Source organism: Flavobacterium sp. NPDC079362 (assembly GCF_050267765.1).
Taxonomy (GTDB): domain Bacteria; phylum Bacteroidota; class Bacteroidia; order Flavobacteriales; family Flavobacteriaceae; genus Flavobacterium; species Flavobacterium azizsancarii.
Window position 1 is genome coordinate 65240 of record NZ_JBNNFM010000022.1, and the last position, 13427, is coordinate 78666.

At 32.1% G+C, this 13427-nt stretch carries 12 protein-coding genes; 10 read left to right on the plus strand and 2 right to left on the minus strand.

Translation table 11 applies throughout. The annotated features are described in order from the left end of the window. Positions 1 to 267 precede the first annotated feature (267 nt). On the plus strand, positions 268 to 1530 hold the full coding sequence (locus tag ACQKCJ_RS17215; protein ID WP_271336410.1) for an aminotransferase class I/II-fold pyridoxal phosphate-dependent enzyme: 1263 nt from the start codon (positions 268 to 270) through the stop codon (positions 1528 to 1530). Positions 1531 to 1647: 117 nt separating this feature from the next. Continuing rightward, complete coding sequence (locus tag ACQKCJ_RS17220) at positions 1648 to 2118, plus strand: hypothetical protein (RefSeq protein WP_271336411.1); 471 nt, start codon at positions 1648 to 1650, stop codon at positions 2116 to 2118. 317 nt (positions 2119 to 2435) lie between these two features. Here ACQKCJ_RS17220 and ACQKCJ_RS17225 read toward each other — a convergent pair whose 3' ends face one another. After that, positions 2436 to 3554, minus strand: coding sequence for a GNAT family N-acetyltransferase (locus ACQKCJ_RS17225; protein WP_271336412.1), 1119 nt, complete (start codon positions 3552 to 3554; stop codon positions 2436 to 2438). Between the two features lie 293 nt (positions 3555 to 3847). Then, a complete protein-coding gene (locus tag ACQKCJ_RS17230) occupies positions 3848 to 4846 on the minus strand; it encodes a transporter (RefSeq protein WP_427402533.1) in 999 nt (332 codons plus the stop codon). Between the two features lie 125 nt (positions 4847 to 4971). Between ACQKCJ_RS17230 and ACQKCJ_RS17235 the strand changes: the two genes are divergently transcribed. The 8 genes from ACQKCJ_RS17235 to ACQKCJ_RS17270 all read left to right on the plus strand — a co-directional run bounded on the left by ACQKCJ_RS17235 (position 4972) and on the right by ACQKCJ_RS17270 (position 13368). After that, positions 4972 to 5256 (plus strand): DUF4834 family protein, encoded by a 285-nt coding sequence (locus ACQKCJ_RS17235; protein WP_271336414.1) that lies wholly within the window; start codon positions 4972 to 4974, stop codon positions 5254 to 5256. Between the two features lie 52 nt (positions 5257 to 5308). Beyond that, positions 5309 to 7774, plus strand: coding sequence for a YfhO family protein (locus tag ACQKCJ_RS17240; RefSeq protein ID WP_427402534.1), 2466 nt, complete (start codon positions 5309 to 5311; stop codon positions 7772 to 7774). Between the two features lie 131 nt (positions 7775 to 7905). Continuing rightward, entirely contained in the window at positions 7906 to 8064 is a 159-nt protein-coding gene (locus tag ACQKCJ_RS17245; RefSeq protein WP_271336416.1) for a hypothetical protein, read from the plus strand. Beyond that, entirely contained in the window at positions 8061 to 8261 is a 201-nt protein-coding gene (locus ACQKCJ_RS17250) for a hypothetical protein (RefSeq protein WP_271336418.1), read from the plus strand. The genes ACQKCJ_RS17245 and ACQKCJ_RS17250 overlap by 4 nt, the downstream gene beginning before the upstream one ends. A gap of 2 nt (positions 8262 to 8263) precedes the next feature. Then, positions 8264 to 9553 carry a glycosyltransferase family 4 protein gene (locus tag ACQKCJ_RS17255; RefSeq protein ID WP_427402535.1) on the plus strand — a complete coding sequence of 430 codons (1290 nt, stop codon included), beginning with the start codon at positions 8264 to 8266 and terminating at the stop codon, positions 9551 to 9553. Positions 9554 to 9613: 60 nt separating this feature from the next. After that, complete coding sequence (locus ACQKCJ_RS17260; RefSeq protein ID WP_271336420.1) at positions 9614 to 11083, plus strand: lipopolysaccharide biosynthesis protein; 1470 nt, start codon at positions 9614 to 9616, stop codon at positions 11081 to 11083. A 93-nt stretch (positions 11084 to 11176) separates the two neighbouring features. Further along, positions 11177 to 12829, plus strand: a complete 1653-nt coding sequence (locus ACQKCJ_RS17265; protein WP_271336421.1) for a mechanosensitive ion channel family protein — start codon at positions 11177 to 11179, stop codon at positions 12827 to 12829. Between the two features lie 239 nt (positions 12830 to 13068). Next, on the plus strand, positions 13069 to 13368 hold the full coding sequence (locus ACQKCJ_RS17270; protein ID WP_072956831.1) for a hypothetical protein: 300 nt from the start codon (positions 13069 to 13071) through the stop codon (positions 13366 to 13368). Positions 13369 to 13427: the final 59 nt, after the last annotated feature.

The window sequence follows — 13427 nt, forward strand, 5'->3', positions numbered from 1 at the left end:
TAGTTTTAAATCTATAAGCAAATCTAAAAGACAAAGAAGTCTTTTATTATGATAAAAGTCATGTAAGCAAATAAAATGTAATTTAATTCTGATACTAAAAATAGGGGTTAATCTTGTTAAAGTGAGAGCTTTAAAATGTGCTTTATTTTTTAAATATTGATATTCAGATTATTTTTCGATAAAAATAATTGGCAAACTCAATTTTAGAATAATAATCATTATTTTTGCACCCTGTATAAATTAAAATTATTACTTCAAAATATATTTATGGTAAAAGATTTATTCGAAAGAATTCAGAACAATAAAGGACCATTAGGAAAATGGGCTTCACAAGCTGAGGGATATTTTGTGTTCCCTAAATTAGAAGGTGAACTTGGTCCTAGAATGAAATTTGGTGGAAAAGATATTTTAAATTGGAGTTTGAATGACTATTTAGGTCTTGCAAATCACCCGGAAGTTCGTCAGGCAGATATTGATGCAGCAACTCAGTTTGGTGCAGCTTACCCAATGGGAGCCCGTATGATGTCAGGACATACTAAATATCATGAGCAATTAGAAAATGAATTGGCTGAGTTTGTAATGAAACCGGCTGCTTATTTATTGAATTTTGGTTATCAGGGAATGGTTTCGACTATTGACGCTTTAGTAACTAAAAACGATATCATTGTTTATGATGTAGATTCTCATGCCTGTATTATTGATGGTGTTCGTTTGCACATGGGTAAACGTTTTACATACAAACACAATGATCTTGAAAGTATGGAAAAAAACCTGCAACGTGCTACTAAAATGGCAACTGAAACAGGTGGTGGAATTTTATTTATTACCGAAGGTGTTTTTGGAATGCGTGGACAACAAGGTAAGCTTAAAGAAATTGTAGCCTTAAAAGAAAAATATAATTTCCGTTTATTGGTAGATGATGCACACGGTTTTGGTACTCTTGGTAAAACAGGAGCCGGAGCAGGTGAGGAGCAGGGAGTTCAGGACGGTATTGACGTTTACTTCTCGACTTTTGCAAAATCAATGGCTAATATTGGTGCCTTTTTAGCAGCTGATAAAGACATTATCGATTACTTAAAATACAATTTACGTTCTCAAATGTTTGCAAAAGCATTGCCAATGATTCAAACAATTGGTTCTTTGAAACGTTTAGAGTTATTGCGTAATCATCCTGAATTGAAAGATAAACTGTGGGAAAATGTAAATGCATTACAAAACGGTTTACGTTCAAGAAACTTTAATATTGGAGATACAAATACTTGTGTAACGCCAGTTTATTTAGAAGGAAGTGTGCCGGAAGCAATGGTAATGGTAAATGATTTAAGAGAAAACTACGGTATTTTCTTGTCGATTGTAATTTATCCGGTAATTCCAAAAGGAATTATTTTGTTAAGAATGATCCCGACAACTTCTCATACATTATCTGATATTGATGAAACGTTAGTTGCATTTGAAGCAATTCGTGAAAAATTAGAAAATGGAACTTACAAAGAAATAGCAAGCAGAACTAAAGTTGATTTAGACGCTTAATTTCTTGAAAAATAAATTCCTAATATGGGAATTATGTAAAAAATCCATTCGTTATGCGAATGGATTTTTTTTTATTTAAAGTAACTTTATTGTACTAACCCAGTAAAAATAAATAATATGAAAAAAGTACTAGCAATTACGATTGTTGTTTTAAGCATCTTTGCTTCCTGTAAAAAGGATCAGGTAGCTGAACCTGTAGAAATTCCTGCAGGCGCACCAAAAGAAGCCGAAATAGTTGAACCTGCCGGTGATCAGTGTTACGCGTCATCTGCTGTAAAGATGAGCTTTAATGTCAATTCACATCAGGAAGTAAATGGTAAATTGAGCTATAATATAGCTGGAAAAGATAAAAATGAAGGAACGTTGATTGGCAACATGAAAGGAGATACTCTAATCGCAGATTATACTTTTATGTCTGAAGGAGTTTCATCAGTTAGAGAAGTTGCTTTTCTAAAACAAGAAGGAACTTTTGTTGAAGGTTATGGAGATGTTGCAGAAGCAAACGGAAAAGTTTCTTTTAAAAATAAAAAACTATTAAAATTTGATCAGAAAAATGTTCTGACAAAAGTTGATTGTACTGCAGAATAATTGAAGCTGAATATAAATAATGAAGAATGAAAAAATCCATTCGTTTGGGGGCGAATGGATTTTTTATTTTTTATTTTTAATTTTATTTAAATAGTCGGTAGAATTTCCATTCCAGTAACATTTTAGACAACGCAGATTATCGAATTCGTGTTTACAATTTTCATATCCGTATAAAATACTGGAAGATTCAGGACATAAATTTTCCATTACTGATTTATCTTTGTAAAATTCACTTTTGCATTCGTCACAAATTTTTATATCTGACATTTCTGTACTTGTATTATTCTGTTAGCTGAAAATGAAAACGGAATACTTCTTTAAAGGTCTTTTGAATACGTTTTTCTTTGACAGTGAATTTTTGGATCAAAATTTTTCCATAATAAATGAATAGCTGTATTCTCTGCTAATTCTGGTGTTCTGATACAATTTTTAATTCCTTTTTCAGAAAAAGTTTTAAAATACTCATCAAAAATAATTGCTGTAACACCTTTATTCTGATAATCAGGATGAACTCCGATGAGGTAGAAAACAACATCTTTACTCTTTTTTCGGGCTCTTAATAAATGAATAAACCCAAACGGAAAAAGCTTTCCTTTTGCTTTTTGCAAAGCTTCAGAAAAACTTGGCATTACGATACTAAAAGCAACTAAATTATCATCTTTATCGACCACAAACTTGATGTATTCCGGATTGATAAAACTGATGTATTTTTTCTTGAAATATTCTTTCTGAACGTCTGAAATGGCAACAAATGAAGATAATTTTGCATACGAATCGTTAAACAAATCAAACATTTTGTCTACATGAGGCATAATGTCTTTTGTTTTAGTAAAAGTAAGCGATCTTAGGCCGTATCTTTTTTTGATTAATTCCTGTGCTTTCAGAAAAAACTCAGGTTTAACATTTGAAAACGGAAAAATACTTTCGATATATTCTTTCTCAACTTTAAAACCCAATTGCTCAAAATGAGTTACATAGTAAGGGTGATTGTACCAGGTAATCATCGTTCCCATTTGGTCGTAACCTTCAGTAAGAACGCCAACTTTATCTAAATTAGAAAAACCCATTGGGCCTTCAACATGCTCCAGATTGTTTTGTTTTCCAAGTTCGTATACTTTTTCTAATAAAGCTTTGGTAACTTCAACATCATCAATAACATCAAACCAGCCAAAACGAACTTTTCTTTTGTGCTGATTATTTACCTCAGACCAATTAATGATAGCCGTAATGCGGCCTACGATTTCATTGTCTTTATAAGCCAGATAAAAATAAGCTTCGGCATTATCAAAAGCAGGATTTTTTGTTTTGTCAAAAGACTCTAATTCATCCGCAATAATAGGAGGAACCCAATATGGATTGTCTTTGTAGAGTGAAAATGGAAATTTGATATAGTCTGTTAATTCCTTTTTTGATTTGGCTTCTTTAATTGTAATCATTAAGATCGTATTTGTTTTAAGAATATTCCAGGTAAAATTACTCATAGAATTGATGGCAACGAATATAGTTATCTTTAGTAAAAGAAAAAAGAATGATATAAAAAAAGCCCAAATAAATGGGCTTAATTTTTTATCATGATACTTTATATCGATCTTTTATTAATGTCTTTTTTATTTTTTGTAGGCTGCCAAAATTAGCCCATTGATTGTTTTAGCCAGATAAAAATTGTTAGAGTTTATTCAGGAACTAACACTAAATGTGTTCTTTTATATCTGAATTTTCCTGATTCCTTTTATTCGTACTTAGCTTTACGTTTTCTTTCTTTTGCCTGATAATCAATTTCTCTTTGTTCCATCTGATTATCTTTATTCTTTTTGGCTTTATCCTTCGCTTTAAATTCCATTTGTTTCTCTTTATAACTTCCGTCATAACGCCATGAAACACCAACTCCGCCATATAAAACAGAAGGCGTATTTTTAAAATTGGTACTTACAGAAGCATCCACTTGTAAATTTGAATTGATCAGATAAGCGGCTCCTCCACGAGCAATTGCATCGCTATATAAATCACTTTTGTAACCTTGATTTTCAACAAAACCAGACCATTTGTCATTAAATCCATGAGTTAGGGTTAGAACATAGCCATAACTAGGGTAGTCAGTTGTAACATAATCTGCAATAATATTGGTAACAAAAACCCATTTTCCGCCACCAAATAAATTTTGAGTAATCAACATTACTTTTGGCGAAATGCTAAATTGAGATGATGAATACTGCGAATGAGAACCAAATGCGTAGGGATTATCAGCGCCAACAAAATTTGCTCCTGCAAAAACAGAAACAGCAGGAATCAATTCGTGCCAGTTAAAGCTACGATTGGCTTTGTAACTGTAGATATTCGCTTCTTTTTTGTAATTTCTATAAGGATCATAAATCAAATATTTAGCTCCTAAAACAGTTTGTTTAAAATTATTCTTTTTATAACTGGTATATGGAGTATCAAAATTTTCTGTTTGATATTGCAAATCCACAATAAACTCTAATTGCTCTAAAAAAGCACCATAACGCAAAGTCAGATCTGTACCAAAGCCACTTGCGTCATAATCTAATAAATCATGTTTTTCTTTGATACCATAAACGCCAAGTTCAGCCTGGATAACTGATTTTCCTACTGCATAAGCAGACATCGTTTCACCCGGACGATTTGAATTAATAATATCTGTATATTGTGCAAAGAAAAATTGTGGAACCAAACAAAAGGCTGCAATAAGTAAGTTTTTATTTTTTAACATGAATGTTTTTTTAGATTAAAAAGTAATAACGCATTTCAAATGTACTATATTTTATTATTTATTTAAGATTGATATTTTAATTTTAAAGAATTGATTTATTAATTTTGGGGAAAAATTATACAATTATGCAAGAAGCATCTTTTTCAGGTTTAATAAAAGCTATATTTTATATGATAGCATTTTATTATATTTTTAAATTTTTGGCTAGAATCTTTTTGCCGGTATTGGTTAAAAAAGCAGTTCAGAAAGCAGGACAGAATTTTCAGAGACAACAACAATATAGCCAGAGTGATTCGTGGCAGCAAACGCGTACAAAAAACGATGAGATAATCATTGACACTACAAATGCAAAAAAACCTCGCGAAACCAAAAAGGTGGGCGATTACGTTGATTACGAAGAAATAGATTAAGTTTGTGTCCTAGAGTTAACAGGATTCATCATTTAACCCAAACCAGCCTAAATTGAAAATAGTAAGTAAGTTCTATCCGCATGCCCTTGTTATAATGGGGTTTATTCTCGTTTCGTTAATTTATTTTTACCCGGTTTTACAAGGAAAACAGATTTTCCAGTCGGATATTGCTCAATATACCGGAATGGCAAAAGAGCAAAATGATTTTAGAGCGACAGAACATTCAGAGCCATATTGGACAAATTCTGCGTTTGGCGGTATGCCAACTTATCAGTTGGGAGCTAATTATCCAAATGATTTTGTGGGACATTTAGATGATGTTTTACGTTTCTTGCCTCGTCCTGCTGATTATTTATTTTTATATTTCTTAGGCTTTTACGGATTATTGTTAGTATTAAAAACAGATCCTTTAAAGGCATTTATAGGGGCACTAGCATTTGGTTTTTCTACCTATTTAATTATTATTCTGGGCGTTGGTCATAATGCAAAAGCACATGCAATTGCCTATATGCCGCTTGTTATCGCCGGATTTATATTGGTTTTCCAGAAAAAATATATTTGGGGAGGTTTGCTCACCATGTTTGCGGTTGCGTTAGAAATTAACGCGAACCACTTTCAAATGACCTATTATTTATTGATATTCTTATTGATACTATCGGGTTATTTTGCTTTCAATTTCATCAAAGAAAAAGATTATAAGCCTCTTTTGAGAGCTATTGGGGTTTTGGCTGTTGCGGGAATTTTTGCCATTGGTGCAAATGCAGCCAACTTAATGGCGACCAGCGAGTATGCTAAATTTAGTACACGCAGCAATAGCGAATTAACGTTTAATCCTGACGGATCTAAAAAGGTTAATGAAAATGCTTTAAGCCGTGAATATATAACAGAATACAGTTACGGAATTCCTGAAAGTTTTAATTTAATTGCACCAAGGCTTTTTGGAGGTTCAAATCATGAAAATGTAGGTACGGATAGCCGTATGTATGCTTTTATGCTTGAACAGGGAGTTCCATCAGAACAAGCTCAGGATTTTGTATCCGGAATGCCAACGTATTGGGGAGATCAGCCTATTGTGGCTGCGCCGGCTTACATTGGTGTTGTTGTTTTCTTTTTGGGAGTTTTAGCATTGTTTATCGATGATCGAAAAATAAAATACGTATTCCTTTCAGGAGCATTAGTTTCTTTAGTGCTTTCATGGGGTAAAAATTTCCCATTGTTAACAGACTTTTTTATTGATTACATTCCAATGTATGATAAGTTCAGAGCAGTATCCTCTATTCAGGTTATTCTTGAGTTATGTTTTCCTGTTTTGGCTGTTATGGGGTTACAATCGTTTTTTAAAGCTAAAGACGAACCTAAATTACAGCAAAAGGCATTAATTCAAACAGGTACTTTTGGTATAGGAATTATTATAATTTTAGTATTTGCCAAAGGAATGTTTCATTTTACAGGAAGCAGTGATAATTATTTTTTAGAAACTTACGGACCGGCTTTCGTTGACGCTTTAAAAGAAGACAGAAAGAGTTTATATTCTGCAGATTTATTGCGTTCAGGCTTTTTTATTGTACTGACTTTTGGAATTTTATGGTTGTATATCAAAAATAAACTAGCTCAACAAACGACTTTGATTATCGTAGGTCTTTTAATGATTTTCGATTTGTTTTTTGTAGATAAAAAATACGTTTCTGCTAAAGATTTTGTGAGCCCTGCACAGATTGCGGCTCCTTTTCAGGAAACGCCTTCTGATGCTCAGATTTTAAAAGATACAACACATTACAGGGTTTTCGAAGTAAACGGAAATATGTCAAGTGCGCGTGCATCTTATTTTCACCATTCGCTTGGAGGATATCATGCTGCAAAACCTAGAAGAATTCAACAGTTATTCGATTACCAGATTGCAAAAAATAATATGGAAGTTTTGGATATGTTGAATGTTAAGTACATTATCCAAACTGATAAACAAGGAAAAGAATTTCCGACAGTAAATCCAAATGCAAATGGAAATGCTTGGTTCGTTAGTGCCGTAAAATTGGTAAATAAGCCGGACGATGTAATGAAAACTTTGGATCATATTGATACTAAAAGCGTAGCTGTTTTTAATGTTCGTGAGAATGAAGCTAAGTTTAAAAGTGCCCGTTTAAAGAAACAATGGGATACTACAGGAACGATTAAAGTAGTAGAGTACAAGCCAAACTATATCAAGTATAAATCTGATAATGCAAAAGATGGCCTGGCTGTTTTTTCTGAGATTTATTACAAAAATGGTTGGAATGCCTATATCGATGGTCAACTGACAAATCATTTCCCGGTTAATTATGTTTTAAGAGCAATGGAAATTCCGGGAGGACAACACACTATAGAGTTTAAATTTGAACCTCAGGTTATAAAAACAGGAGGTATAATTAATTTGGTAAGCTCAATAGGGATGTTATTGCTTTTGATTGGAGGAATTTATTTCGAAAGATTCTTTCGTAAAGATTCACAAAAAAGTTACAAAGAGACTCCAAAAAATAGTTAAAAATCTTTGCAAAACTTCGCGAATTTTCATGAACGAAAGAAGGTGAAAATTAAAAAGGAGACTCAAGGGGTATTCTAATTAGGAATTAGGATCATTTAGTATCTTTGCTAATACATGTTAAGGGCTAGACAATGAAAAAAAATGTATTAAGTTTTGGTACTCCAAAAGAATTGGAAGCTAATAGAATAGCTGAAATACAATCGCTTTCGTATTTAGAAAAATTAATGGCAATTATCGAAGTTTCTTATATGCTGAAAACGGCAAAAGTAATTCAATCTAAAAAACGATGAATGAACAAATAGTAGCTATTTGGAATAGTTTTTTGAAAACAAAGAAATATATAACTATTGGAAGATTTGCAGTAAATATATATGGTTATAATAGAAATACAGGTCATATTGATATTTACTTGGAAGATACTAACTTGGCAAGGCCAATAATAGAGCAGAATAATATACTTAAACTGATATTTTCAGAAATTGAATAAACTTGGAACAAAAAAAACTCTTAATTATTACCTATTATTTCCCACCGGCAGGAGGACCTGGTGTACAGCGTTGGTTGAAATTTGTAAAGTATTTGCCTGAATTTGGTGTTCAGCCTATTGTTTATGTTCCTGAGAATCCAACTTACCCAATAGTCGATGAAGGTTTGGTGAGCCAGATCTCTGATAAAGTGATTGTTTTAAAGAACAAAATTTGGGAACCTTATCAATTGGCTTCTGTTTTTTCTAAAAACAAAACCAAGAAAATTAGTTCCGGAATTTTTCCTCACAAGAAAAAGCAAACCTTTTTAGATAAAATATTTCTCTGGATCAGGGGAAATCTTTTTATTCCGGATGCCCGTGTTTTTTGGGTAAAGCCTTCTGTGACTTATCTTGAAAAGTACATTAAGGAGAATAATATCGATACGATTGTAACTTCCGGGCCACCACATAGTTTGCATTTAATAGGTTTAGAACTCAAAGAAAAATTAAATGTAAAATGGTTTGCAGATTTTCGCGATCCATGGACAACGATTGGATACCATAAAGCATTGCGATTATCAGCTTATGCTGCAAAAAAGCACAAAACTCTTGAGAGTAAAGTACTAAATACTGCAGATACCATTATTGTAACCAGTAAAACTACAAAAACCGAGTTTCAGGCGATTACCAATAAACCTATTTCGGTTATTACAAATGGTTATGATATCGAAAATGTAGAGAAACAAACTCTCGATACAAAATTTACTTTAGCACATATTGGATCATTTTTATCAGATAGAAACCCTGAATTTTTATGGGAATGTCTGGTAGAATTACTTCGGGAAATAGAAAGCTTTAAATCACATTTAGAAATTAAATTGATTGGGGCGGTAAGTCAGGAAGTTCTTGATTCGATTGCAGAATTTCAGTTAAATGACTATTTGAATCTTCTGGGATATGTTTCGCATCACGAAGCAATTGCACATCAAAAAAAATCTCAGGTTTTACTTTTAATAGAGATTAATTCTGAAGATACTAAAAGTATAATTCCCGGTAAATTGTTTGAATATATGGTGTCAAACCGTCCAATAATTGCCATTGGGCCAAAGGGTTCTGATTTTGCCGACATTATTACAGATACAAATACGGGAGTATTTTTTGATTATTCTGAAAAAGCGAAATTAAAAAGTGTAATTTTGGACTTTTATAATCAATTTTTGGAGGGGAAATTACAAGCCAATGGTGTTGGTTTACAACAATATTCAAGAAAAAACCTGACCAAACAATTGGCACAATTGATTAACGAATCTTAAGATTGCAATAATCTGAAATCAAACCCGATAGCTATCGGTACTAAAATCTAAAATCCAAAAATGGGTATTGTTTTAAATCAGTCTTTCAAAAATACAATTATTACATATATAGGTTTCGCTATTGGGGCTGTTAATACACTTTACCTGTACCCAATTTATCTGGGAGCAACATATTATGCATTGACAAACTATATTTTGTCTGCTGCAAATGTTATTATGCCATTGTTTGCTATTGGAATGCAAAATACATTAGTCAAATTTTATTCCCAGTATAAAACCGAAGAAGAAAGAGAGCAGTTTTTGTCTTTTACAGCCTTGTTTCCTATCCTGATGTGTATTCCGTTAGGGATTATCGGGATTTTCTTTTTTGATGATATTACAGCCTTTGTAACCAAGAAAAATCCTGTTGTAAAAGAGTTTATGTTCTTAATTCCATTTATTGGAATCTGTATGGCCTATTTTGAGATTTTCTATGCCTGGGCAAGAGTTCATATGCATTCTGTTTTTGGAAATTTTATAAAGGAAGTAGGTTTGCGTTTGGTTTCTACTATCGCTTTGGTAGGATTATATTTTAATTGGATGAGCCTAGTTCAGTTTGTGTATTTTACGGCAGCTATTTATTTTGTAGCATTTTTGATTACGATGTTTTATGCCTTTTATATCAAAAAGCCTAAGTTTCAAATCAGTATTCCTGTGAATGTAAAAAGTGTAATGGAATATACTTTTTTTATAATTCTCTCAGGAAGTGTAGCCAATTTACTTTTAGATGGTGATAAGCTGATCCTGAATCAATATATGAAGATTGAGAATATTGCTTATTATTCAGTAGCTACGTATATTGCTTTAGTTATTTCGGTTCCAAGTCGTGCGATGCATCAGATTGTATATCCAATTACCGCCAGATTAATGCACGAAAACAAACATGATGAACTAAATAGTTTGTATAAAAAAACCTCAATAAATCTTCAGATTGTGGGAGGATTTGTAATGTTGTGTATTTTTGTTAATATCGATCAGCTGTACGAAATTGTTCCCGAAGATTACAGAGGCGGTATTCCTGTAGTTTTTATGATTGGTTTATCAAAGTATTTTGATCTTATCTTAGGTAATAATAATGCGATCATCTTCAATACAAAATACTATCGTACGGTATTGTTTTTGGGATTGGCTTTAGTTGTTGCGACCTTTGTTTTAAATATAATTTTCATACCAATTATGGGTATTATAGGATCTGCATTTGCGACATTATTGTCCATAACCCTATACAGTTTAGCCAAGCTGCTGTTTGTGGTTAAGAAGCTTGACTTATATCCGTTTACAAAGCAAAATCTCCATTCACTGGCCGTTACAGGCGCTTTGTTTTTGATGTTTTATTTTTGGGAGTTTCCTGTTTATCCATTAATTGGAATTGCCTTAAAATCAGTTTTAGTAACGATTTTATATGTTTACCTGAATTACAAGTTTAATATCTCTCCTGATATTAATAAAGTGATCGATATGCTTTTTCGAAAAATAGGAATTAAAATTTAGTACGATTTTATTGGGAAAAGCAAAGTAATTTAGATTTGGACCTATTTTGTTTTTATATTTGTTGCAGGGATAATCAATTAATTGCCGGCAGATATGAAAAAGAAAATACTTTGTTTTTTAGTGTTCTTCATTACTTTGTTTTCTACATTGGTTTTTGCCCAAAAAGATAGTATACAAACATCAAAAACGGCGATTCCTGAATTAAAGCAAAAAAAATATCCTGTTGCTCCTTTTAAAGACACACTTTTTTATGTCTACAATAAAGTAGGTTCTTTCTCTGCCGAAAGCAGGGCAAATGCTATTACCGAAAAAATCAGAAAACTTTACGAAGATTCTTTTTTTCAGGAAGATTCTATTTCAGTCGTGCCTTCAGACATATCTCAGGATATTATGTATAAGAACGATTTTGTGATCATGTCTATTTTAGATATCGATGCAATGGCCGAAAATCAAACAGCCGCTTATATCGCCAAACGAAATTTAGGTTTGATTAAAAAAGCAATCATTTATCAAAATGAAAACTATTCAATGCTTCCTAAAAGGTTAGGATATACAGCTTTGTTAATTTTAATTATAGGTATAGTTTTGTATTTTGTAGGCAAAGCTTTTAATCGCATAAAGCTACATATCCTAAAAAACAGCGATAAATATTTTAAAGGATTTACCTATAATAATATAAAAATCCTGTCACCGCAAAAGCAGCAATTTCTTTTAATGCGTTTGTACAGTTTTGTAAAAGGTATTACGCTCATTTTAATTGTTTATTTGTCATTGCCTATACTGTTTAGTATTTTTCCGGCTACAGAAGCTTATACAACAACTTTATTGCGATGGATCCTTACTCCTGCAAAATTAGCTGTGATGGGATTTGTCGATTTCCTGCCAAGTTTGGTTACAATCGTAGTAATCGTCTTTATTTTTAAATACACCATAAGAGTAATCCGATTCTTTTTTGATGAAATTAAAAAAGAAAATATAAAAATTGATGGCTTTTATAGTGACTGGGCAATGCCAACATTTAATATTATACGATTTCTATTGCTGGCTTTTATGGTCGTTATTATTTTTCCCTATTTGCCAGGATCAGATTCTCCAATTTTCAAAGGAGTTTCAGTGTTCGTAGGTATTTTATTCTCACTAGGTTCTTCTAATGCGATTGCAAATATGGTTGCAGGATTGGTGATTACTTATATGCGTCCGTTTAAGATAGGAGATTTTATAAAAATAGGAGATGTAAGTGGTGAAGTTATCGAAAAAACAGCTTTGGTTACCCGTATCAGAACGCCAAAATTTGAAGATATTACTATACCAAATGCTACGGTTTTGTCAAGTACATCTACAAATTATTCTTCGAATACAAAGCAGGTCAACAATGGTTTGCTAATTCATACCACAGTCTCAATAGGTTATGATGTACCCTGGGCAGCAATTCATAAAGCTTTGATAGAAGCTGCATTAAAAACAGAAATGATAGAGAAAACCCCACAGCCTTTTGTTTTGCAAACCAGTTTAGATGATTTTTACGTTTCGTACCAGATTAATGTTTATACCAAACAACCCACAAAACAGCCATTAATTTATTCGTCGCTTCATCAAAATATTCAGGATTCGTTTAATGCTGCAGGAATCGAGATTATGTCGCCGCACTATAATGCAGTACGTGACGGAAACAATACTACTATTCCTGAAAATTATTTGAAAAAGGATTATGAAGCGCCTTCTTTTAATATTAAAAAGAAAGACTAAAATATCGATAATCTGATAAAACTTAAAAAAATTAACAGTGGTTTGTTTTGCAGTTAATTTTATAAAATATAATTTTATGTGAGAATTTGGCAACACTTCGCTTTTTGAGATAAAAAATATCTGACTTAAGGCAATAAAAGTGAAGGTTGTGCTGTTTTTAGGATTGTAACAATTGTTACAAAATTAAAATATACAAAGTAATTGTAGTAGTATTTGGATTAATTTATTAATGAATGATTATGAAAAAGAATGAACTCAGTCAGGAGCAAAGCTTACAAGTATTTTCTAATATGATATCAAACAAAGTTCATAATGGATTTACATTAGAAGAGAGAAATGACGAATTTCTTTTTGCAGTTCTTTCCAAAGGCGGAAAAGTGGTAAATCATGGTTTGAATTTCATTATTTTTTGCCTGACTTTAGGATTGTGGTCATTTGCATGGCTTTATCTAACCATTGAGGCCTCAAAGCAAAAAAAAGTATTAGTTGCCATTGATGAAGATGGATTTCCCTTTGAGGAAAGATGTTTAGTAGCTTAACGATTTAAATTTTTAAACAGAAAAGCCATAAATTACAGTAAATAATTATTGTAATTTAT